This window comes from Exiguobacterium sp. SH1S1 (assembly GCF_004337245.1).
GTDB lineage: Bacteria > Bacillota > Bacilli > Exiguobacteriales > Exiguobacteriaceae > Exiguobacterium > Exiguobacterium aurantiacum_A.
Window position 1 is genome coordinate 1,027,520 of the sequence record NZ_SJUZ01000001.1, and the last position, 21,714, is coordinate 1,049,233.

Sequence of the window (21,714 nt, forward strand, 5' to 3'; positions counted from 1 at the left end):
ATGTCACCCTTTCAGTTCAATCCAAAATCGCTCGACGACGGTTCCATCTTCTTCGGTATACGGTGTGTCGGCGACACCCCCGTTGTTCAAAATGACTTGGCGAGAGGCGACGTTCTCTCGGTCACACGTGATGAGCGCCCGCTCAATCCCGAGTTCCTTCGCTTTCTCGAGCGCGAGACGTAGCTGTTCTGTCGCCAAACCGCGTCCGCGCGCACTCGGCTTGATGCCGTAGCCGATATGTCCCCCGAAGTTCAACAGGTGGGCGTTTAACTCATGGCGAATATTCGCCGCCCCGAGCAACTCGTCCCCGTCCGTCAACCAATACGTCGTGCTCGGCACCCAACCGTCCTCAATCTTTTCACGGTCTTCTGCGTCAAGTAGTCGTTTGACGTAGGCGTCAAAATCGCTTGTATCTTTATTAATCGTCGTCGGGACGATGTTGCTTCCGTCCTCTTTCCATTCGCTTAACAGGGCAAGAACTTGGTCTTGCTGTTCGACTGACGTCTTCACGAGCCGTAACATAGCATTTCCCCCCTAATTATATGTATAGAAAAGACCGCAATGCGGCCTTAGTCTTCGAGTCCTAATCGTTTTGGCATCACGGGTGCGAGTTGTTTCGCTTCGTCTAAGCGACCGGCTTCGACGAGTGTGTGGAACCGCAAGAATTCCTCATGCTCAGCGTCACCGATTGCCGCCAAGTAGTCGATATAGCGGTCGTACACCGATTTATCTTCCGATCGCGCCTCGATCAACGCGATATAGAGCCGGACCGTGTCTTCTCCGTACAGGAGCGGGAACTCGTCGTTCAATTGGAGCAACTTGTCGACCGCGTCCATATCGACGCCGGTCTCATTGTCATAATGACCGATGACTTGTTCGGCATGGTCTTCGAGGCGGCCTCGCCATTCCTCATACTCTTCCTCGTTCGTCTCGAGCATCTCGAACCAATCCTCGTTCAACATCTCTTCAATTTTTTTCACACGTTCTGTAAAATTCATGTCGTTTCTCCTCCTTCAAACGTCCAAGCGACGTCGACTTCATAGTCGCCCGCCAAGTCGTCGTTCATTGCCAACTCGTAATGGAAACGGCAGCGGCCGTCCCGGACATCGAGCCGCACCGTTGTCGTCGCCATCGTCATCGACATATATGGATTTTTGTATAGGCTTTGTGTCAGCCGTCCTTCAATGAAGGAATGGTTCATCTCGATCGGTCCTTTACAGATGAGGGCGAGCCGCCCAGTCGTATATTTCAACGTCGTCGGTACGATGCCGTCCTCACGCTCTTGGTCGAACGTCAAGATGAAGCCGGTCTTTAATTCATAGTAGAGACCGTCGGCATGGAGCTCGATCGGTTCATCGACCTCACTGACTTTCGTCGTCTGCCGGACACGGACCCGTCGTGGTTCAATTGCCATGGTGATTCCCCTTTCCGCTGTCTCATCGTACCATATCTCCTAAACGGTCCGGAATCGCTAACTTTTTCTTTCCCGGTTCGCGCGCGCCTCACACCACAAAAAAGACAGGGTTTCCCCTGTCTTTGAGTCAGCTCAACTTGTAGACGCGTCCTTCGAACGGCTTCAAGTGGAGGAGCATCGTCTCATCATGCGCGTCGAGCGGCATGTTCTTCAAGACGACGTCGTCTGAACGAAGCATGATATCCGTCGCGAAGATCGCTTCTTTGCCCGTCAAGTTCGACATGACGAGGTATTGCGTGTCACCGAGCGTCCGTGTGTAGGCGTAAATCTCCGGATGTTCCGGCAAGACGATATCGTACTTGCCGTAGACGAACGTCTCGTCGTCTTTCCGGAGACGGATCATCTCTTTATAGAAGTTGAGGATCGAATCCTCGTCCTCGAGCTGCGCGTCGACGTTGATGTCCGGATAGTTCGGGTTGATGCCGAACCACGGTTTCTCGGCGAACGTGAAGCCGGCATTCGCGGCGTCGCTCCATTGCATTGGCGTCCGTGTGTTGTCACGTGACGAGTTCCACGTGATCTCCATCATCTCTTCATGGCTCTTGCCGTGCTCACGTCCGATATAGTAACGGTTACGTGTCGCGATGTCGTCGTACTGGTCGATCGAATCGAACTTCACGTTCGTCATCCCGATCTCTTGGCCTTGATAGATGAACGGTGTCCCTTGCATGAGGAAATACATCATCGCGATCGACTTGGCGCTCTCTTTCCAGTAACGCTCATCGTCGCCCCATGACGACACGGTCCGTGTCTGGTCGTGGTTCTCGACATACAAGGCGTTCCAGCCGTCTGCCTCGAGGCCTTTTTGCCATTTCGTCAAGACGTTCTTCAAATGGACGACGTCGAGTTTCGACTCGGCGTCTTCACGCCAAAGACCCATATGCTCGAATTGGAACACCATGTTCATCTTGCCGTCCTTCTCACCGACCCAAAGGTGGGCGTCGTCAGGCGAGACGCCGTTCGCTTCACCGACCGTCATGATGTCGTGTTTGTTGAACGTCTCGTCACGGAGTTCTTCCAGGTAGCCGTGAATACCGTCGACGTTCATGTGCATCTCGAACGACGGCACGAAGTCGAGGCCTTCCGGGTTCGGAAGATCGCCGAACGACGGGTGTTTACGGATATGGCTGATGGCGTCGACGCGGAAACCGTCGATGCCTTTCTCGAGCCACCAGTTGATCATGTTGTATATCGTCTGGCGCATCTCAGCGTTCTCCCAGTTGAGGTCCGGCTGTTTCTTCGAGAAGACGTGCAAGAAATACTGTTCGGTCGTCTCGTCGAACTCCCAAGCCGAGCCGCCAAAGATCGACTCCCAGTTGTTCGGCTTCGAACCGTCGGGCTTCCCGTCGCGCCAAATGTACCAGTCACGCTTCGGATTGTCTTTCGAGCTCTTCGATTCGATGAACCACGGATGCTCGTCTGACGTGTGGTTGACGACGAGGTCCAAGAGCAGCTTCATGCCGCGCGCATGGACTTCTTCCAAGAGACGGTCAAAGTCTGCCATCGTCCCGAACTCGTCCATGATGTCCTCATAGTCACTAATGTCATAACCGTTGTCGTCGTTCGGCGACTTGTACATCGGGCAAATCCAGATGACGTCGACGCCGAGGTCTTTCAAATAATCGAGTTTGTCGATGATGCCTTGAATGTCACCGATCCCGTCACCGTTCGCGTCGTAAAAACTGCGCGGATAGATTTGATAGGCGACGGCTTCTTTCCACCAATTTCGTTTTAAAGTTTTTGTCTGTTGGTCACGTTGTAAAAGTTGCATATCTCAATAAGACTCCCTTGTCTCTAAACTTACTGCGCATCCTATATACTTATCCTAATATCAGTGCTATTTTTTCTTCTTACGGCTAGCGCAATCGTTTGCACGATTACAGTAAGTTTATCTTACCAAAAATCATTCGCCGACACAAAGAAGTTTTAAATAGCTTGCTCACCGTGTACCCTACACGATTTGAAAACCAATTGAAAGCGAGGCGACTCATATGATTCGTTTGGCCACCGTGGCCGATGTATCTCCCATCGATACGCTTATTCTAACGAAAGCGATGGAGTTTAAAGCAGCCGGAAAAACGCAATGGCAAAAATATTTAAAGCCGAGTCGGACCGATACTGTGACGTATGACGTCACGAACGGGACGGTGTACGTATATGAAGAGAACGACACCATCATCGGGGCGGTCAGTCTGATCCCGCCGACGTCGTGGGACGAGAACTTATGGAACGACGCCGACACAGCCGTCTACGTGCATCGCCTCGTCGTCGACTCGCGCCATAAAGGAAAACAAATCGGTACTCAATTGATGCGTCAGGCAATGGCCGGGGCAAAACGGATCCGGCTCGACTGTGTCGCGACGAACGGATTTTTGAACGACTATTATCTTCGCTTCGGCTTCAGCTACGTCGGCGAACGCGACGGTTTTTCCTTATTTGAAAAACAAGCTTGACCTTGACGTGACGTCACGCTTTACGCTGAATTCAAGGAGGTGAGGCTTATGTATTCGATTCAGCAGCTCGCGAAGCTCGCCGGGACGACGCAACGGACACTAAGGCATTATGACGCGATCGGTCTGCTTGTACCGCTGCGCGACGACAATGGATATCGCCGCTATGCAAAACATGACGTCGACCGTTTGCAGACGGTTCTGTTCTATCGGTCGCTCGACTTCTCACTCGACGCGATCAAACACTTACTTGAAGCCGATTCGTTCGACCGGGCTCAGACGCTCGAGCGCCAAGTCACAGCGTTGCGCGAGAAAGCGGCTTATTTTGATATGCTCGCCGACACGGCCGAGGCGACACTCACCTCACTCAAAGGAGGACTTCCCATGGAAGACAACGCATTGTTCAACGGACTGTCGTTTGACGAACTCAAGGCACACGAAGCAAAACATGAGACTGAAGTACAAGACCGTTGGGGCGACAGCGAGGCGTACCACACATCTTTCGAGCGTGCCAACCAACGCTCGAAAGATGATTGGGAAACACTCAGCCAAGAACAGATGAATCTCGTCAAACCGCTCGTCGACCTGTTCCGAGCGGACGTACCGATTGAAGACGAACGTGTCCAAGCCGTCGTCAAAGCGAACCATCAGTTCATCAATGCTAATTTCTATGACTGTTCATTCGACATGTTCAGCGGACTCGGGCACATGTATGTCATGGATGAGCGGTTCACGATGTTTTACGACAAGTACGCGACCGGGCTTGCCGTCTACTATAACGACGCAATCCAACATTACTGCATCAAAAATAGCTGAAAGGCCAAAGCGAACTCGCTTTGGCCTTTACTCTGCCGTCCGTCGATCATATACGTCCTCTTCGAGCATCGATTCAATTTGACGACGCAAAAGCGGCAGTGCCGTCACAAGTTGAAGGTAAGGATACGTCGCAAAGTTATCGGTGCCACCGACATACAGGACGGACCGATCGAGTACAGTCCAGCCTCTGTCGCCCCATTGTTCGATTCTCACTTCACAGACGTCAGGCTTAGCGCGAAACGCCCAGTACGCTTCAAGTTGTCCTTTGGCCATCGAAGGGCTGACCGTTAAAATCGGACAGTCAAGACGGTGCAGTCGGCTCATGTCGACGGGTCCGGTCTCGTGCAAGATCACGAGTTGTGGTTGTAAGCGATCAAGCCACATCATCGTTCGGGCGTCATTCAGTGACGTGACACGCAACAGATGATGCGATGGAATCGGATTGTCGTTCAGCGGATAACGTGCTTGTAACTCTCGGACGCGCTGACGACTGAATCGGCACATGAGCGGTGACATAAAGCGAACGTATGATTGACGCATCCACTCGTTGATCGAGTCGGGCCGCACTTCAGCCGGACCGTCTTCTTTGATCACATGGGTCACCCCGAGATTCCGGATCGCCTGGTACACATAAGTCGAAGTCGGATCCTCGCCGATACATAAGACGATCGGACGCGTCATAAGCCCTCCTCCTTCCCTCTCTTTGAAGCGTCATCGTCTGTCTGGTCTGTAAATTCTGGCCCCATCGCCGAAAGCGCTATGTCAAAAGAACCGAACATCTGTTGGATATCTTTAAGCGCCGGTCCTTTCCCGTCTTTTTTTGCCATATTTCATAACCCCATGGCGAGAGGACGGCCAAATCCTCACTCGCTTCTTTCAACGCCGATAGAATATCTTGTTCCGTGAACGCTTTACGCGTCGACAATCCGATTTCTTCAAGTGCTTGCGTCCAAGACCCGAAGCGCCGAACGACTTTTGTGATACTCGGACGTTGGTTCGCTTTCGCCCATTTCGCATACGTCGTTGAATTAAATGGTTCGATTTCATCGCTCGCATCGAGCAACGCTTGAATAATTTCAATCTTTTGGTCTTTTGCCATCATCCCGAGTAGATCGGCCTCGATCAATGCGACCTTCCAAGACCCAAACTGGATGACAACTTCCGTGAGCGTCGGAGCATCATGGTCATGCGCCCATTTTCGGTAATCGGCACTATTGATCGAGCCAAGATCCTTCGCTGCCCGGCGAAGCGTTCGCAACATTTCCGACTTCGTGAAACGCGGCATCTGGTTTTCAAACCCGACGAGCCGCAGCACGTTCGCCCACGAACCATACACTTCTAACAGTTCGAGTACGGTCGGTCCGCCGTTCGCTTGTTGCCATTGCTGGTACATATGGATTGTGAGACGACCGTCATCGGCGGCCGTCCTCAACTGGTGAATCACTTGTTTCTCTTCCATGCCGCCTCCCCCTTTTATATGCGACGACTCATCCCACTTCACGAGCGCTAATTTGCGCAAATAAATTGATTTGCCGTGTCAAAATTTTCGATTCATCGAACCGTTCCTCGACGACTTCGCGACCTCGGCGACCGTATGATTCGATCCGATCTGAATGCTCGATGAACGACTCCATCGCCTCCGCGAGCGCTTGCGGACGGGCCACCGGGACGAGGTATCCCGTCTCTCCGTCAATGACTTCTTCTCGACAACCGCGGATGTTCGTCGCGATGACCGGAAGACCTGACGCCATCGCCTCTAAAATGGAACGGGGGAGCCCTTCCCGATAAGACGGTAACAGAAAGACGTCATGACGGTTGAACAAAGACGGGGTGTCTATGACGTATCCGACGTAATGAACGTTCGGATTGTCTACCAAGTGAGCTTCAACGAGTTTGGCGGTCTCTTGATCCCGCTCATTCGACAGCAACTCTCCGGCAATCGTGAGTGTCGCTCCCGGATGACGCGCAGACACTTCCTGAAACGCCTCGAGTAGATCGAGGATCCCCTTTTCTTTAACGAGGCGACCGACGAACAGAAACTTTAACTGCTTCGGGTCAACTGTTTTTTCAAGCGGTTGGAATCGAGTCAAATCAATCCCGTTCCCGAGATGAAGCAGACGGTCATCGCTTTTAAATTGTCGGGTCTTGGCAAGCGAATAATCTTCCTCACTTTGGAGCAGCAGCCAGTCGGTCGCGAGTGCGGCAAGCGATTTTTCGAGCCAAAACACGAGTTCATAGGCGACCCGGCTCATCCGTTCATGGAAGTAAAAGCCATGGGCCGTGTACAGAATGTGTGGGGTGCGGGCGATTCGGGCCGCAACCCGTCCGAGCGCGGCCGCAACCGGCGTATGGACATGGATCGCGTCATACTTCTCCCGTCTGAGCAAGGCGACGAGCCCTTGAATCGTCTGCACGTTCCGCTTCGGATGGAATTTGCGATCGATCGGCAGCGTATGGATGACCCAACCTTCCGCCCGCAACCGGTCCGTCCGGTCACCGTAGGCACAGGCGACATCGACTTGGTGCCCTTCGGCTTTCAGCGACTCGATGAGCGGACGCAACAGGACGTCAGCGGTCACGTCGACCGCGCAGAATTGAAGGATCTTTAAAGGCGCCATAAGTGGACCTCCTCTGGCTTCGTCGCTCGGTTTAAGATACCTTTTAAATCCATGACGATCCCTCGTCCCATCTTCAACTGACGTTCGGCGATTTTCCACCCGGCACTCACGAATTCATCGTGTGAGACGGCGTAGATGACGACTTCCGCCGGCTTGAGCTCATGGTACGGTTTTACTTGGATCCCGTATTCTTGTTCGACTTCCTCATGGTGGACGAGCGGGTCGTACACTTGCACCTCAAGGCCGAACTCCTCGATTTCCCGCACGAGTGTCGCGACTTTTGAATTACGGATATCACTGACGTTCTCTTTGAACGACATGCCGAGCACGGTGACCCGTGAGCCGAGTACCGGCATGTTTTGACGGATCATCGTTTTAATGAGCGACGTGGCGATGAAGCTGCCCATCGTCTCGTTGATGCGCCGACCGGCTAAAATGACCTCAGGGTGATAGCCGAGCATCTCAGACTTCATCGTCAAATAGAACGGGTCGACCCCGATACAATGGCCACCGACGAGTCCAGGCCGGAAGTTCAGGAAGTTCCATTTCGTACCGGCCGCTTCTAACACTTCAAGCGTATCGATGTTCATCCGCTCGAAGATGATCGCGAGTTCATTCATCAATGCGATGTTCAAGTCCCGCTGCGTGTTCTCGATCACTTTCGCGGCTTCGGCGACTTTGATGGACGAAGCGCGATGCACACCGGCATCGACGACCGTCTCATATACGGCTGCGACGATATCAAGCGTCTCCTCATCCTCGGCGGCGACGACTTTCTTGATCGTCCGGAACGTGTTGACCCGGTCCCCTGGATTGATACGCTCTGGCGAATAGCCGACTTTAAAATCGATCCCGGCCCGTAGACCCGACTCTCGTTCGAGCAGCGGGATGCATTCTTCTTCCGTCAGTCCAGGGTAAACGGTCGACTCGTAGACGACAATCGCCCCCGGCCGTAGGTGCTTGCCGACGGTTCGCGTCGCGCTACAGATCGGACCGAGGTCCGGCTGATTTTGTTCGTTGATCGGCGTCGGTACGGCGATGATGATAAAATCCGCCTCTTCAAGCTGTGACGCGTCGGTCGTATATGCGACTGAGGCGATTTCAAGCGATTCCCGCTCGACTTCTCGCGTGCTGTCGAGATGACCGTTCAGTTCGTTGATGCGGGCCTCATTAATATCAAATCCGATGACGTCTCCGACTTCTCCGAGCGCGACCGCGACCGGGAGACCGACGTACCCGAGTCCGACGACGGCGATATGGCGATTGGCAATGGTTCTTCGTGCTGTCCGTGATTCTGAGATGAGTTTGTCCATGTCCATCTGCCTCCAGTTATTGTGAAATTTGATTCATCAACTTTTCGACGACGATGACTTTTCCGTTCGGGCCTCGAGGAATTTGTTTGACCGGCGTCAACGTAATCTCGACGCCGTCTCCGACGAGCTCTTTCAATCCCCGTCGAAGCACTTGTTCATGCGAAGAGGTAAAGCGATTTGGGTCTTTGATGTAGCGCATCTCGATGTGATGCAAATCGAACTGCCGAAACTGGACTTGAATGACCGAGTTCGGGAGCTCGCTGACAATCGTCGTCAAATCCCCTTCATAGACTTTGAGTCCTTTTGGCGTGACGATGAAATTCGATTGCCGTCCCTCGATCGACTCGACATACGTCCCGCCTTGACCGCACGGACAAGTCCCTTCCCCAAACTTCATCCGGTCCCCGATCCGGTAGCGGACGAGCGGTGTGCCGTGGGTCGTAAAGCACGTGACGAGAATTTCGCCGTCCTCCCCATAAGGCTCGATGACCCCTGTCTCGTGATGAAGGTGCATCCGTCCATGACTGCATTCGCTCAAAATCGGTGCCCCTTCGGACGAGGCGTATTGGTCGAATACGGGCGCGTTGAACGCTTCTTCAAGCAACGACCGTCCAAACGCCGTGATCGTCTCTGACGTCGGGAACAAGGCGATCAGTTGGAAGTCGAGTTTGATGTTGTGCGCTTTAATGTATGAGGCCAGGTCGATCATGGCGGACGGGGCGCTATCGAGAACGCTTGGTTTGAACCGATTCAGTTCTGCGATATAGTGCGGGATATTCTCCTCGGTCAGATGGAACAACGACAGCAGTAGTTGATTCATCGGACGATTATACCGCCAAAACACGGGTGCCGCTTGATCCGGTTCACAAATGACGCGTCCCGTGAAACTGGCTCGTTTCATCCCTTTTTTAAAGCCGTGTTGTTCTTTAAAATAATCCAAATGGGCCATCCGGATCTGATAATCTTCTGCTGTGAATTTCACTTGGAGCGACGCACCGGTCGTCCCGCCTGTCTTGCCGATAATGTCTGTCTTCACGTGCGAGTAGATGGCCGGGGTCGAGCGGACCGTTTCCTTCTCGAGTATCGGAATCTGTTTTAGATCTTCAATCGAGTGGAGCGGGAGCGATACGCCGGCCTCGTCGAATAACTGACGGTAATAGTCATTGTTCGCTTCGCAAAATGCTAAAAAGTCATTGAGTCGTCGAAGCTGGTCTGCTCGAACGGCCGCGTCATCCGTCGGACGGTTGCGTAGGGCGGCAAGCTCCTGCTCGTACGCTTTCCCGTAACGCTCTTGTGACAACTTCAAGCCATAAAGTGACGTCATCCAGTTTTGAAGGCGGATTGGCGCCTTAAAATATACGTCCCGCAACGCGAAGATCGCCATGATCGAACTCCCCTTTTGTATGGGTCAGACGTGAAGTCTCTTCACGACCCGAATTTTTCCGTTTGGTTCTTTTTTGATGGCCGGCACATTTTTAAGACGGATTCGCATATTCGGTGTGAACAGTCGTTCCACTTCTTGCTTTAATATCGTCTCATGTTCGTTTTCGAACCGGTCCTCATCTTTGACATACAACATTTCAATCTGGTCGATCTCATGTTGGAGCACTTGGACTTGAAGTACCGAGTTCGGCAGTACGGCGACGGTCGCCGTCAAGTCGCCTTCGAACACTTTATAACCTTCCGGTGTCTCGACGTAATTCATTTGACGGCCATCGATCGACGAGATGACCGTACCGGTCTGGCCACACGGACACGTCTCATCGCTGAGTGTCATCCGATCTCCGATTCGATAACGGACGAGCGGCGTGCCATGGGTCGTGAAGCTCGTGACGAGCACTTCTCCGTTCTCTCCGGCCTCAATGATGCCGGTCTCCGGATGGAGGTGCATCCGTCCATGCTGACATTCGGTGACGAGCGGTGCGCCTTCTGAAGAAGCGTATTGGTCGTATACCGGGGCGTCAAAAACTTCTTCGAGCAATGCGCGTCCCCATGGCGACAACGTTTCCGACGTCGGAAAGATGGCGATTGGCTTGAACGTTAAGCGCATATCCGTGTCTTTTAAATACTTGGCGACTTCGATCATCGCGGACGGCGAACCGTCGAGGGCGTCAGGTTGAAAGTCGTTCAATGATTCGACGTAGGCCGGGATCGTTTTCGGATGAAAGTGAACGACCGAGTAGAGCATCTGTTTCATCGGAGCGTTATAACGCCAATAGACCGGCTCTTCCTGGCCGCGCGGACAAATCATCCGATCGGTGAAACTTGCTCGTTTCATCCCTTTTGTAAAGCCGTGCTGCTCTTTAAAGTAATCCAAATGGGCCATGCGGGCTTGGTAATCTTCGACCGTGAACCGGACTTGGAGTGCCGTCCCGGTCGTTCCACCCGTACACCCGACGATTGGTGCTTTAACATCCGAGAAAATAGTCGGTTCGGTACGGAGTGTCTCTTTCTCAAGCACTGGAATTTGTTTCAAATCGCTCAGTTGCAGAAGCGGCAGCTCCACGTGATGGCGGTCAAACAAGTCCCGATAGTAGCTATTATGCGTCTGACAAAACTTAAGGAACCGATTGAGCCGATTCAGTTGGGCTGTTTGCGGATCGACGAGCCGTCGACTTCGAAGCTTGGTCAACTCTTTTTCGTAATAGGGACCGTAACGCTCATGGTATAACTTCAACCCGTATAGCGAGATAAGCCAGTTTTGAACCGGCAACGGAGAGTTGGCATAGATTTTGTCTTGAAGTGACATCATCACTCGATTCCCTCCTTCAATGCATGGTGATACGCGATATACCAATCGATAAACTCATGCACCCCTTGTTCAATCGGGGTCTGTGGTTGAAAATCAATCGCTCCATACAATTCCGATGAATCGGCAAAACTTTCCGGTACGTCACCCGGCTGCAGCGGGAGTTCGTTCACGATTGCTCGCTTCCCTAGTTTTTTCTCGATGATTCGAATAAAATCCATCAGTTGGACGGGGCTATGATTCCCGACGTTGTAAACACGGAACGGGACGTCGCTTCGGTCCGGGAGCGGGTCGTGATAGTCAAACTCTTCGTCAGCGAACGGTTGAATGTCCATCAAGCGGACGATCGACTCAATCACGTCGTCGACATAAGTGAAGTCACGGGCCATTTGCCCATAGTTATAGACGTCGATCGGTTCACCTTTAATGATGGCTTCTGTAAATTTGTACAGCGCCATATCTGGTCTTCCCCAAGGTCCGTAGACGCTAAAAAATCGTAGTCCGGTCGTCTTTAGACCGAACAGATGGCTATACGTGTGGGCCATCAGTTCATTCGCTTTCTTCGAAGCCGCATATAACGAGAGCGGATGATCGACCGGATGCTGTTCAGAGAACGGCATCTTTTGGTTCGAGCCGTACACGGAACTTGATGATGCATAAATCAATTGCTCGACCGGGAAGTTCCGGCACGCCTCAAGGATGTTTAAAAATCCGACGATATTCGATTGGATATAAGCGTCCGGATTTTCAAGACTGTAGCGGACGCCTGCTTGCGCAGCCAAGTTGACAACGATATCAGGACTCCGTTTCTCAAACACCCGTGTGACGGCCATTTTGTTCTCGAGCGAGTCCCGATACAGTTTGAAGTTCGGGTGCGTCAAGACGTAGAGACGCGCCTCTTTCAAATGAGGATCATAGTAATCATTCACTTCATCAATGCCGACGACGTGGTGCCCTTCTCGCAACAGCCGGCGCGCCAAATGAAAGCCGATGAACCCTGCGACACCTGTGACGAGCACAGTCTTTTTCATAACGTCTTCCTCCTTTGGGTGGGGTCGCTCGAACGAATCCGAACGGGCTCGATCTGAGGCGCGAACATATCTGCCATCACTTCTTCCGGGATTTCGCTATTGGCGACGAACAAGAGGAAGGACGTCAATGCGCTTTGTTGGTCAAGCAGATGTTCAATCGTACGTAAAATTGGTTCGACCGATTTGAACGGTCGCGTACAGCCGACAAAAATTTTGTCGTACACTTGATTTTCGCTGCGTTCGCTCGTGGCAAGCAGCTCCTCATACAATTTCTCGCCCGGCCGGATTCCGCTGTATTCAATCGAAATTTGCTCAAGCGTGAAGCCGCTGAGCGTGATCATCCGTCGGGCCAAGTCGACGATTTTGACCGGCTGTCCCATATCAAGGACGAACACCTCACCGCCATTCGCGCGAACACTTGCTTGAACGACGAGCCGACTCGCCTCGGGGATGGTCATAAAGTAACGCGTCATCTCGGGATGTGTCACCGTGATCGGACCACCGCGTTCAATCTGTTCTTTGAACAACGGGACGACCGAGCCGCGACTGCCGAGGACGTTACCGAACCGAACGACCGAGAACGTCGTCGCACTATGACGCGCTTGTTGCTGAACAATCATCTCGGCGACCCGTTTCGTCGCGCCCATCACGTTCGTCGGATTGACCGCCTTGTCTGTCGAGATCATGACGAAACGTTCGACGTTGAACAAATCAGCGGTTTCGACCATATTTTTCGTACCATAGATGTTGTTCTTCACGGCCTCTTTCGGGTTCCCTTCCATGAGCGGGACGTGTTTATGGGCCGCCGCATGATAGACGATCTCAGGCTCGAACTGTTCGAACACTTCCATCAACCGCGCCCGGTCTTGGACGTCCCCAATGATCGGACAAATCTCCGTTTCCGTTTGTAAGTCTTTAAGTTCACGGTCAATCGAATAAATGCTGTTCTCGCCATGCCCGAACAAGACGAGACGACCGGGTTCGAATTTGATTAACTGCCGGCATAGCTCAGACCCAATCGATCCGCCAGCGCCTGAAATCAAAATGGTCGTGCCTTTTAGCTTATGTGAGATCTCGGATACGTCGAGTTGGACCGGCTCTCGTCCGAGCAAGTCTTCGATCGCCACTTCCCTGATCTCATTCATCGATACTTTTCCGGACGCAAGCTCTGAGAGCATCGGTAACGCGTGTGATTCGACGCCCGTCTTCTCGATTCGCTTGAGCAGTTGCAGCCGTTTGCTGTAAGGCAGGGACGGGATTGCGAGAACAACGACTTCGATCCCGAGCTCTTCAATTTTCCGCTCGAGCGCATCAATCGGGCCGATGACCGGTGTCCCATGGATATAGAGCCGTTGCAGGAACGGATTGTCGTCTAAAATACCGACGACGTTTAACACGTTCGTCCGATGTTCTTTCAACTCTTTCGTGATCTTTTGTCCTGAGTCCCCACCGCCGATGATGAGTGTCGCTTTCCCGCTCGGCGGTGCGTTCCGGAATCGGAAGAAAGACCGGGTTCTCGCCACGATCCGGATGAACAGCATCCCGTTGAACGCGAGCAGGCTCTGGACGAACAGCGCTTGATACGACATGTTCTCTAACACGATCAAGGCAGCACCGAGAACAATTAAATCACTCGTGAGCAACACGAGGGCGAGCAATTGTAGCTCACGCATCGAACCGTAACGCCAGTCAATCCGATAAACGCGTGTCATCCACCCGAGGACGAGCAGAGCTGTACTCTTCAGCGCTAAAATCGTCATCAACTTCGTCGTGTCCCCGGAGACGGTCGTGTCATGAGCGAACAACAGTTTGAACGTGAGAAAGATGGCCGCCGCCGCGATTGTCACGTCGAGCATCATAAGCATCGTGTTTTTTCGGTCCATCGGATAATGATTGAATCGAATAGTCATCCTGTCACCACCTTTAAAGATTGCCGAATGTAAACGGGTTATTCGCTGATGCTAGATTAGTACCCGTTCGAGATTCACAATCTGAAAGAAAACCATAGCTTTTTCATAGCAACGAAATTTAGCCATCAAACAGTTTTACGAATGTATGATGGCCATTTCTTTTTGTTTGTGAATATTTCCGCACTAAATGGGTAATATTGAAAGTATATGAGTCGTGAATTAGGTGTAAATTGTCAATAAGGAGGGGAATTTAGAAGTAAGTAAATATGCATGCTCGTCACATGACCTCTTCACGACTTGCTTACACCGTCAGTCACGAGTCTTTTATGTTCGTTGTCAACCGCAGTCGCGCCCTCGACCGTTTGGGCTTTCCTTGAGGACCATCATCGTTCAACCACACCATGACCTTTGAAGCAATCAAGCGCTTCTAAAAAGGAGAGACATCACGATGAAAAGATGGACAGAGCAGCAAATCATCTCATGCCTACAACAAGCAGCGAATGAACTCAAAGAATTCGATACGAAACAATACACACTCTGGGCCCGCAGCAAAGACGTTCCTTCCCTCTCGACCGTGATTTACAAATTCGGTTCTTGGCGCGAAGCCGTTCAGGCCGCTGAAATCAAAATGATGTACCGCTATTATTCGGACGAAGATATTTTAACCGCGTTAAACGAGGCCGCCGAAGAGCTCGACATCTTTACGAGCCAAACGTATCGGGAGTGGGCCAAAGTCGCACAAGCCCCGTCGCTCACGCTGATCAGCAGTCGGTTCGGCTCGTGGTCGAACGCACTTCGCGAAGCGAAATTGCAGACGACGACGGCCCGCAATAACGAGGAGCGCATCATTCAGGCACTCATCGAGGCGTCCGCCGAACTGACACGTCTCACTTCACAGCACTACGCTGTCTGGGCGCAGGAGAAGGGATATCCGACCGTGGCAACGATTGCCCGGAAGTACGGCTCCTGGAGCTACGCCTTGTTCGTCCTCGATATCGCCCCACCGAAACGGAAATGGGACGAGGAGGACGTCATCGAGGCGCTCCGGGTCGCTAAAGATGAATTAAACCATTTCAGCATCCTTCACTACCGCAAATGGGCCGAAGGACGAAACGTGCCGAGCACGTCGACGATCAACGCCTTGTTCGGCAGCTGGACCGCCGCTTTGAAATGTATGGAACAACAGCAAGTCATCACATGACAAAAGCGCCGTCTCTCGATGAGACGGCGCTTTTGTCATGTGACGATCGTGATGAACAGCGGGATACCGACGAGCAAATTGAACGGGAACGTGACAGCGAGGGCGAGCGTCAAATAAAACGACGGCTCGGCTTCCGGGACGGACGCCTGGAGCATCGCCGGCGCCGCGATGTAAGAGCCGCTTGCCGCGAGCGTCATGAGCAAGATCGTACCCCCGTCAGACAAACCGGCCAGTCCGGCGGCAAAGTAGCCGACAACGGCCCCGATGAGCGGGAACATCGTCCCGACAATCAAAAACTTCATGCCGTACGCCGGGACGTCTTTCAGCTGATGGCCGACCTTGACCCCAAGGCTCAGTAAGAATAAGAGTAAGACGCCCGGGAACAAGTCGACGAAGAATGGTGTCAGCGCCGACGTGTCCGGCGTGACGAATCCGACGACAAGGCCGGCGATGAGCAAGAGGATGCTCTTTGAAAGCATACTGTCCCGGATGACGGTGAACGACTGACTCGGGGCGGCCGTGATACCGAGCACACGCGTCTGGTTGTACAGTAAGAGCGCGACGACGAGACCGGGAATCTCGAGGACGACGACGAGCGTCGTCATAAACGGTTCATAGCTGATACCGATCCGCTCGAGCTGGGCGGTCGCAGCGACATACGTCACGAGCGAGACCGAACCGAACGTCGCCGCCATGGCGATCCGTTCGTGAAAGCTGAACTTGAGCAGACGACCGAGTCCAAAAGCGACGAGCGGTAAAACCATCCCGAGGACGAGCGTCACGGCGAGCGGTGCCGCAAGCTCGTCAAGCGAGACAGCGGCGAGCCCCATGCCGCCTTTTAACCCGATGGCGAGTAGCAGATAAATGTTAAGCGTCACACTGAGCGATTCGGGGATTCTTAAATTCGACTTTCCGAGGGCGGCAATCACGCCCGTCACGAACAGGAGCACCGGGGCGCTCGTCAATAAAAACGTCAATAGTTCCATTGTTTCCTCCTAGACGACAAAAGCGCACACCAAAGAAAGGTGTGCGCTGCATGCCGACGGCTCGAACACGGTCGTTCCGTCTAGCCGACAACTGTCGGGGTAGTTTTTGACAGCTCCGTTTCAGGACGGCGGTGGAAAGTTCCCGTAGGCATTCTCCACCAATCCTGACGCGTCTCTGCTTCTAGTGTAAAAATGTCGTCACGCCTTGTCAATCACATCGTCCCACGGTGCATCCAACCGAAAGACGATGAGGCGTTCGCCTGTCTTCGTGCTGATGTCCGTATGGAGCGACACGAGCCGTCTCCCGAGCACGTCATGAATGATCGTCTCGAGTTGGACCCGGCCGGATTCGACGAGGTTGTTGCGGTATTTTTTTAACTGTTCGCGACCACTCGACTTCGCGGCGAGTTCATATTCGGCCGGGGTCAAGACGCCTTGCAGCGTCACGATGGCCAAATCGCGGAGTAGGTCACTCTTACACGTTAATGAACCGCGCCCGAGATACTCTTTCTCCCATTGGGTGATCCGGGCGCTCAGTTCCATCTCGAGCTGACCTTTTTTCGGCATCGTTACTTCACGAACCCGATCATCATCTCGCGAAGGATCTTCGCGGCGGCGATCGCCGTCATGTCCGACTGATCATACGCCGGTGACACTTCGACGAGGTCGGCACCGATGATATCGAGGTCAGCGTTGGCGATGGCATGGACCGACTCGAGCAACTCTTTCGTCGTGATGCCGCCGATCTCTTGCGTGCCGGTTCCTGGTGCGGCCGACGGGTCAAGGACGTCGATGTCGATCGTGACGTACACTTTTTTGCCGGCGAGCGTCGGAAGGACGCGCTTGAGCGGTTCGAGCACTTCATACTTGTACAAGTTGTAGCCGACTTCTTTTGCCCAGTCGAACTCTTCTTTCATCCCCGAACGAATCCCGAACGAGTAGCAGTTCGACGGCCCAATCAAGTTGGCCGCTTTTTTGAGCGGTGTCGAGTGCGAGAGCGGCTCGCCTTCGTAATCGTCACGAAGGTCGGTGTGCGCGTCGAGGTGCAAGATGACGAAGTCGTCCCCGTACGCGTCATGCATCGCCTTGATGACCGGCCACGTGACGAGGTGTTCACCACCCATACCGAGCGGGAACTTCCCTTCTTTGATGACGTCTTTGACGAACGACTCGATCATGTCGAGCGACTTTTGGGCGTTGCCGAACGGAAGCGGGATGTCCCCTGCGTCATAGACGGCCGCTTCGTTCAAGTCCCCGTCAAGGTACGGGCTGTATTCTTCGAGTCCGATCGAGACTTCACGGATGCGGTTCGGACCGAAACGTGAGCCCGGACGGAAACTGACCGTCCAGTCCATCGGCATGCCGTAAAGGACCGTCTTCGCATCCGTCACTTCCGGAAGGCTCGCGATAAACACTTTTCCTGAGTAGGCTTCATCGAAACGTTTGATCATTTCGTCAAGTCCTCCACGAATTTAGGAAGTACGAACGCCGCCGAGTGAAGCGCTGGCGTGTAGTATTTCGTCTCGATATCGTGGAACCGCTCAGCCGGAACTTGAAGCGGGTCGTACTTCTTCGAGCCGATCGTGAACGTCCACAAGCCGCTCGGGTACGTCGGCACGTTGGCTGTGTACAGCTTCGTGATCGGGAAGATCTCTTTCACGTCACGCTGTACCGTTTGGATGAGTTCTGGTGTGAACCACGGGTTATCCGACTGCGCGACGAAAATTCCATCGTCTTTGAGCGCTTTCGAGATTCCTGCGTAGAACCCTTTCGTGAACAAGTTCGCTGCCGGTCCGACCGGTTCAGTCGAATCGACCATGATGACGTCGTACTCGTTTTCCGATTTCGCGATGTGCATGAAGCCGTCTCCGACGATGACTTCGACGCGTGGGTTGTCGAGCTCACCCGCAATATTTGGCAAGTATTTCTTCGAATATTCAATGACTTTCCCGTCGATGTCGACAAGAACCGCTTTCTCGACTGTTGGGTGTTTCATAATCTCACGGATGACACCACCGTCGCCGCCGCCGACCACGAGAACGTGTTTCGGGTTAGGGTGCGTGAACAGTGGCACGTGCGCCACCATCTCGTGATAGACGAATTCGTCTTTATCCGTCGTCATGACCATTCCGTCAAGCAACAACATTGTACCGAACTCGTCCGTTTCGACCATCTCTAGTCGTTGAAACTCCGTTTGTTCGCTCTCATAAACGTGGTTAACCCGGAACGTGATCCCGTAATCTTCTGTCTGGTGCTCCGTAAACCATAACTTTAATTTTTGGTCCATCGATAGAACCCCTTTCTGTTCAAAAAGTTGTTCGTATGCGAGTGGCGTTTTGAGGCGCTTCTTATTCATACGATAGGAAGTATACAAAAACTGTCCGCATTTTGCACGATTTTTTTATTTATTCGTCCAGATGTGTGATTTTTCCATGAGGTTTAGCCGATAAACTGGATATAGATGTAGTTTATAACAGTAAAGGAGGGATCCTATGTGGTCTCCTTGCGTGGCCTGCTCCACTACAATCCCGCTCTTTGAACGGGGCTTGTTGGTCGTCAACGACCAACCTCAGCCATACGAATCATTTGATGAACTCAAGACTAAGCTATCTTCGGTCGAGGACAATGTATATTGTGTCAACCCTGCCACGAAACAGCAAACACCGATTCTACCAGCAGTCGATTTGCTCGAACAGATCGCCAACCGTGACACGATCGAGCTGATCCAACACGGGGAGTTCGAAAGTCACCTGCAACCAATCATCCATCTCGACACAGGTGAACGGTTCGGTTACGAGGCGCTCCTCCGCAGCCCGAACAATATCTCGCCTGGGGAGCTGTTCCGCGCCGCCAACCGGTTCGGACTTCATTCGAAGCTCGACCAACGCGCCCGGGCCGAGGCGATCAAAGCGACGTATCACGCCGTCGCACCTCACGAGAAGACGTTCATCAACTTCTTGCCGTCGACGATCTACAACCCGGACTACTGTCTGCAACACACGTTCGAAGTCATCGACCGCTACGGGCTCAGTGCCGACCGGTTCATCTTTGAAGTCGTCGAGACGGAGAAAGTCCAAGACGTCGCTCATTTGCAGCACGTGTTCGCGACATATAAAAAACGCGGCATGAAAGTCGCGCTCGACGATGTCGGTGCCGGCTTCTCGACGCTTGACATGTTACAGCGGCTCGAGCCCGATTACGTCAAAATCGATCGGTCGTATATTTCGTTCTGTGACCAAGATGCCGAGAAACGCACGTTCTTGAAGAACGTCCGTCAATTGACGCGTTCGATGGACATCACCATCCTCGCCGAAGGGATCGAACGCGCCGAAGAGGTCGACGTCTGTCGCGAACTCGGTTATGATCTCGCCCAAGGCTATTTCTTCGGCAAACCGGCTGCACCAGATGATGTTACTTCGCTTAAATCGATGCCACTCTGATAACAGAGTAGCATCTTTTTTAGGTTTTAGAGAAGAACGTTCGGGAGATAGGATAACTAACAGAAGTTTTTATCGATACGGGCAAAAAGGTGGGAGATCAGTGAAGACCATCATCGTAAGTGTCTATGCAGGCATACTCGGTATATTGATTGGATTCATTAGCTGGATTTTTTTATCAGTCGTCTATAAAGGAATTCACTTTGTCTGGCATACCGTACCCGAACGAGTCGAAAGCCCTTTTTACATCTTTTTCGTACCGCTCGTAGCCGGAGTCTTGATCGGACTATTACAACGGCGATACGGGCCGATGCCGCGCCTGATGCCAGAAATTTTAGAAGACAGGAAGACCTCAGGACGGATTACCTACCGCTACATCGGATTCACGACGCTCACCGCTCTTCTCGTCTTGATTGGTGGTGCTAGTCTCGGTCCCGAGGCGGCTCTCATCGGAATCGTCGGCGGGCTTACGACTTGGTTTGCCGAACGACTCCGTTATGTCCGGCACGAGCTGAGTGAATTGCAAGAAGTCGGGCACGCGGTCGTTCTCGGGATTGTTTTCAACGCACCATTGTTTGGAGCGCTCGCAGCCGAAGAAACTGAACATAAAAAGCAATCGATGCTGAACTTACTGGCAACTCTTGCTGGAGTCGGGACGTTTTATCTCCTCAACCGATTGGACGAACGTCCACCTTTTGTCGTCAAGTTCCCCGCCATCGAGTCAATTCAGCTTGACTGGTCGATTTTATTCATCATCCTGATTGGCATGGTTTTTGGTTGGCTTTATTTACTAGCAGAGCATGCTTTGATGAGTCTAACCTCTCAAGTACCTATCTTGTTTTTGACAATCACAGGTGGAATCGGAATCGGTACGATGGCTCTCATTTATCCAGACCTCTTATTCTCTGGGGAAGAGACCATTTTAGAGTATTTTAATGATTGGGAGCGTATTCCGCTGTATACACTAGTATGGTTTAGCTTTTTAAAGCTATTTTTTACCGCCTTTTGTCTCGCCACCGGCTGGCGTGGTGGACATATTTATCCATTGCTTTTCTCTGCTTTCACCCTCGGCTACTTTTTCAGCGGATCATTCGACCTCGATCCAACTTTTGCCGTCGTTTTAGCGACGAGTACCCTGCTTGCGACTACTATGCGCCAACCGTTGGCGATTATCGTCCTGCTCGTCTTGTTCTTTCCTCCGAACAGCTGGGTTTATGTATTTGGAGTCGTGGCGATTGTATCAAAAATCCCCCTTCCCGCGTTCATCCATCCTAATGTACACAATTGATTTCAGTATGAAAAAAAAGGGTATTGGATGAATAGTTATGCAGTGCCTGGAAAGGAGGATCGTTTATGAACGAATACAACGTCGCAATTGAAAATTTAGTTGATGCAGTCAGTTCAGATTGGATTAGTATCATCTTAGCCATTTTGGTGGTCCTCATGGGGATTGTCGTATTCTTTTTTGTCGTCATGACAATCGTCGATATGTTTTTATCGAAAGACATCCTTTGGGGAATTGTTGAAATTGTCGCTCTATTCGTTGGTATCGCCGTTTTATTTTCCGTCTTTTACTACTGGAACCGTAATCGAACGAAAGCACAATTCGCTCTCTTCCTCGTTTTGTTCTCACTCGTTGTCAACCTGTACTTCTTCATACGCTACGCGAATGAGATCAACGCCGTATTAAACAGCTTGTATTAAGACGAGGGGACTCCCCTCGTTTTAA

22 protein-coding genes are annotated in these 21,714 nt (G+C 52.3%); 6 read left to right on the plus strand and 16 right to left on the minus strand.

From position 1 onward, the window contains the following. Nucleotides 1–3 precede the first annotated feature (3 nt). The 4 genes from EVJ23_RS05165 to EVJ23_RS05180 all read right to left on the minus strand — a co-directional run bounded on the left by EVJ23_RS05165 (nt 4) and on the right by EVJ23_RS05180 (nt 3,245). Nucleotides 4–522 (minus strand): GNAT family N-acetyltransferase, encoded by a 519-nt coding sequence (locus tag EVJ23_RS05165; RefSeq protein ID WP_070328225.1) that lies wholly within the window; start codon nt 520–522, stop codon nt 4–6. A 47-nt stretch (nt 523–569) separates the two neighbouring features. Further along, nucleotides 570–998, minus strand: a complete 429-nt coding sequence (locus EVJ23_RS05170; protein ID WP_131464628.1) for a hypothetical protein — start codon at nt 996–998, stop codon at nt 570–572. Continuing rightward, nucleotides 995–1,414, minus strand: coding sequence for a YwiB family protein (locus EVJ23_RS05175; protein ID WP_070328227.1), 420 nt, complete (start codon nt 1,412–1,414; stop codon nt 995–997). The genes EVJ23_RS05170 and EVJ23_RS05175 overlap by 4 nt, the downstream gene beginning before the upstream one ends. Nucleotides 1,415–1,541: 127 nt before the next feature. Continuing rightward, nucleotides 1,542–3,245, minus strand: a complete 1,704-nt coding sequence (locus tag EVJ23_RS05180; RefSeq protein WP_131464630.1) for a glycoside hydrolase family 13 protein — start codon at nt 3,243–3,245, stop codon at nt 1,542–1,544. Nucleotides 3,246–3,465: 220 nt separating this feature from the next. On the opposite strand from EVJ23_RS05180, the gene EVJ23_RS05185 reads away from it, so the two are divergent. Together EVJ23_RS05185 and EVJ23_RS05190 are read left to right on the plus strand one after the other, a co-directional pair. Continuing rightward, entirely contained in the window at nt 3,466–3,927 is a 462-nt protein-coding gene (locus EVJ23_RS05185; protein ID WP_236633456.1) for a GNAT family N-acetyltransferase, read from the plus strand. Between the two features lie 48 nt (nt 3,928–3,975). Continuing rightward, nucleotides 3,976–4,740, plus strand: coding sequence for a MerR family transcriptional regulator (locus EVJ23_RS05190; protein ID WP_131464632.1), 765 nt, complete (start codon nt 3,976–3,978; stop codon nt 4,738–4,740). A gap of 27 nt (nt 4,741–4,767) precedes the next feature. On the opposite strand, the gene EVJ23_RS05195 is transcribed toward EVJ23_RS05190, so the two are convergent. From EVJ23_RS05195 to EVJ23_RS05230, 8 genes are all read right to left on the minus strand, one after another. Continuing rightward, the gene (locus EVJ23_RS05195) at nt 4,768–5,421 is read right to left on the minus strand and encodes a hypothetical protein (protein ID WP_071398399.1); all 654 of its coding nucleotides are present in this window, start codon (nt 5,419–5,421) and stop codon (nt 4,768–4,770) included. A 76-nt stretch (nt 5,422–5,497) separates the two neighbouring features. Then, entirely contained in the window at nt 5,498–6,199 is a 702-nt protein-coding gene (locus tag EVJ23_RS05200; RefSeq protein ID WP_071398400.1) for a hypothetical protein, read from the minus strand. Between the two features lie 28 nt (nt 6,200–6,227). Further along, on the minus strand, nt 6,228–7,358 hold the full coding sequence (locus tag EVJ23_RS05205; protein WP_071398401.1) for a glycosyltransferase family 4 protein: 1,131 nt from the start codon (nt 7,356–7,358) through the stop codon (nt 6,228–6,230). After that, nucleotides 7,346–8,677 (minus strand): nucleotide sugar dehydrogenase, encoded by a 1,332-nt coding sequence (locus EVJ23_RS05210; protein WP_131464634.1) that lies wholly within the window; start codon nt 8,675–8,677, stop codon nt 7,346–7,348. The genes EVJ23_RS05205 and EVJ23_RS05210 overlap by 13 nt, the downstream gene beginning before the upstream one ends. A gap of 10 nt (nt 8,678–8,687) precedes the next feature. Beyond that, nucleotides 8,688–10,055 carry a phenylacetate--CoA ligase family protein gene (locus EVJ23_RS05215; RefSeq protein WP_131464636.1) on the minus strand — a complete coding sequence of 456 codons (1,368 nt, stop codon included), beginning with the start codon at nt 10,053–10,055 and terminating at the stop codon, nt 8,688–8,690. Between the two features lie 24 nt (nt 10,056–10,079). Further along, the gene (locus tag EVJ23_RS05220) at nt 10,080–11,423 is read right to left on the minus strand and encodes a phenylacetate--CoA ligase family protein (protein WP_131464638.1); all 1,344 of its coding nucleotides are present in this window, start codon (nt 11,421–11,423) and stop codon (nt 10,080–10,082) included. Next, complete coding sequence (locus tag EVJ23_RS05225; protein WP_131464640.1) at nt 11,423–12,451, minus strand: NAD-dependent epimerase; 1,029 nt, start codon at nt 12,449–12,451, stop codon at nt 11,423–11,425. Before EVJ23_RS05225 ends, EVJ23_RS05220 begins: the two co-directional genes overlap by 1 nt. After that, a complete protein-coding gene (locus EVJ23_RS05230; protein ID WP_131464642.1) occupies nt 12,448–14,361 on the minus strand; it encodes a polysaccharide biosynthesis protein in 1,914 nt (637 codons plus the stop codon). The genes EVJ23_RS05225 and EVJ23_RS05230 overlap by 4 nt, the downstream gene beginning before the upstream one ends. Before the next feature lie 448 nt (nt 14,362–14,809). Here EVJ23_RS05230 and EVJ23_RS05235 point away from each other — a divergent pair, with 448 nt between their 5' ends. Further along, on the plus strand, nt 14,810–15,562 hold the full coding sequence (locus EVJ23_RS05235; RefSeq protein ID WP_131457752.1) for a homing endonuclease associated repeat-containing protein: 753 nt from the start codon (nt 14,810–14,812) through the stop codon (nt 15,560–15,562). 35 nt (nt 15,563–15,597) lie between these two features. On the opposite strand, the gene EVJ23_RS05240 is transcribed toward EVJ23_RS05235, so the two are convergent. The 4 genes from EVJ23_RS05240 to speE form a co-directional block, all read right to left on the minus strand. Next, a complete protein-coding gene (locus EVJ23_RS05240) occupies nt 15,598–16,548 on the minus strand; it encodes a sodium-dependent bicarbonate transport family permease (protein WP_131464644.1) in 951 nt (316 codons plus the stop codon). A 198-nt stretch (nt 16,549–16,746) separates the two neighbouring features. After that, on the minus strand, nt 16,747–17,115 hold the full coding sequence (locus EVJ23_RS05245) for a Na-translocating system protein MpsC family protein (protein ID WP_131464646.1): 369 nt from the start codon (nt 17,113–17,115) through the stop codon (nt 16,747–16,749). A gap of 2 nt (nt 17,116–17,117) precedes the next feature. Continuing rightward, nucleotides 17,118–17,999: an agmatinase gene (speB, locus tag EVJ23_RS05250; RefSeq protein ID WP_131464648.1), complete on the minus strand. Its 882-nt coding sequence runs from the start codon at nt 17,997–17,999 to the stop codon at nt 17,118–17,120. Continuing rightward, complete coding sequence (speE, locus tag EVJ23_RS05255; RefSeq protein ID WP_070328241.1) at nt 17,996–18,835, minus strand: spermidine synthase; 840 nt, start codon at nt 18,833–18,835, stop codon at nt 17,996–17,998. The genes speB and speE overlap by 4 nt, the downstream gene beginning before the upstream one ends. A 205-nt stretch (nt 18,836–19,040) precedes the next feature. Here speE and EVJ23_RS05260 point away from each other — a divergent pair, with 205 nt between their 5' ends. The 3 genes from EVJ23_RS05260 to EVJ23_RS05270 all read left to right on the plus strand — a co-directional run bounded on the left by EVJ23_RS05260 (nt 19,041) and on the right by EVJ23_RS05270 (nt 21,689). Beyond that, nucleotides 19,041–19,988, plus strand: coding sequence for an EAL domain-containing protein (locus EVJ23_RS05260; protein ID WP_201739220.1), 948 nt, complete (start codon nt 19,041–19,043; stop codon nt 19,986–19,988). Between the two features lie 100 nt (nt 19,989–20,088). Next, nucleotides 20,089–21,273: a chloride channel protein gene (locus EVJ23_RS05265; RefSeq protein WP_161567014.1), complete on the plus strand. Its 1,185-nt coding sequence runs from the start codon at nt 20,089–20,091 to the stop codon at nt 21,271–21,273. Nucleotides 21,274–21,338: 65 nt separating this feature from the next. Next, nucleotides 21,339–21,689: a hypothetical protein gene (locus EVJ23_RS05270; RefSeq protein WP_131439249.1), complete on the plus strand. Its 351-nt coding sequence runs from the start codon at nt 21,339–21,341 to the stop codon at nt 21,687–21,689. The last annotated feature ends 25 nt before the right edge of the window (nt 21,690–21,714 follow it).

Coding starts and splice junctions, on each gene's coding strand:
- EVJ23_RS05165 (WP_070328225.1), bottom strand. CDS start 522: ATGTTACGGCTCGTGAAGACGTCAGTCGAACAGCAAGACCAAGTTCTT.
- EVJ23_RS05170 (WP_131464628.1), bottom strand. CDS start 998: ATGAATTTTACAGAACGTGTGAAAAAAATTGAAGAGATGTTGAACGAG.
- EVJ23_RS05175 (WP_070328227.1), bottom strand. CDS start 1,414: ATGGCAATTGAACCACGACGGGTCCGTGTCCGGCAGACGACGAAAGTC.
- EVJ23_RS05180 (WP_131464630.1), bottom strand. CDS start 3,245: ATGCAACTTTTACAACGTGACCAACAGACAAAAACTTTAAAACGAAAT.
- EVJ23_RS05185 (WP_236633456.1), top strand. CDS start 3,466: ATGATTCGTTTGGCCACCGTGGCCGATGTATCTCCCATCGATACGCTT.
- EVJ23_RS05190 (WP_131464632.1), top strand. CDS start 3,976: ATGTATTCGATTCAGCAGCTCGCGAAGCTCGCCGGGACGACGCAACGG.
- EVJ23_RS05195 (WP_071398399.1), bottom strand. CDS start 5,421: ATGACGCGTCCGATCGTCTTATGTATCGGCGAGGATCCGACTTCGACT.
- EVJ23_RS05200 (WP_071398400.1), bottom strand. CDS start 6,199: ATGGAAGAGAAACAAGTGATTCACCAGTTGAGGACGGCCGCCGATGAC.
- EVJ23_RS05205 (WP_071398401.1), bottom strand. CDS start 7,358: ATGGCGCCTTTAAAGATCCTTCAATTCTGCGCGGTCGACGTGACCGCT.
- EVJ23_RS05210 (WP_131464634.1), bottom strand. CDS start 8,677: ATGGACATGGACAAACTCATCTCAGAATCACGGACAGCACGAAGAACC.
- EVJ23_RS05215 (WP_131464636.1), bottom strand. CDS start 10,055: ATGGCGATCTTCGCGTTGCGGGACGTATATTTTAAGGCGCCAATCCGC.
- EVJ23_RS05220 (WP_131464638.1), bottom strand. CDS start 11,423: ATGATGTCACTTCAAGACAAAATCTATGCCAACTCTCCGTTGCCGGTT.
- EVJ23_RS05225 (WP_131464640.1), bottom strand. CDS start 12,451: ATGAAAAAGACTGTGCTCGTCACAGGTGTCGCAGGGTTCATCGGCTTT.
- EVJ23_RS05230 (WP_131464642.1), bottom strand. CDS start 14,361: ATGACTATTCGATTCAATCATTATCCGATGGACCGAAAAAACACGATG.
- EVJ23_RS05235 (WP_131457752.1), top strand. CDS start 14,810: ATGAAAAGATGGACAGAGCAGCAAATCATCTCATGCCTACAACAAGCA.
- EVJ23_RS05240 (WP_131464644.1), bottom strand. CDS start 16,548: ATGGAACTATTGACGTTTTTATTGACGAGCGCCCCGGTGCTCCTGTTC.
- EVJ23_RS05245 (WP_131464646.1), bottom strand. CDS start 17,115: ATGCCGAAAAAAGGTCAGCTCGAGATGGAACTGAGCGCCCGGATCACC.
- speB (WP_131464648.1), bottom strand. CDS start 17,999: ATGATCAAACGTTTCGATGAAGCCTACTCAGGAAAAGTGTTTATCGCG.
- speE (WP_070328241.1), bottom strand. CDS start 18,835: ATGGACCAAAAATTAAAGTTATGGTTTACGGAGCACCAGACAGAAGAT.
- EVJ23_RS05260 (WP_201739220.1), top strand. CDS start 19,041: ATGTGGTCTCCTTGCGTGGCCTGCTCCACTACAATCCCGCTCTTTGAA.
- EVJ23_RS05270 (WP_131439249.1), top strand. CDS start 21,339: ATGAACGAATACAACGTCGCAATTGAAAATTTAGTTGATGCAGTCAGT.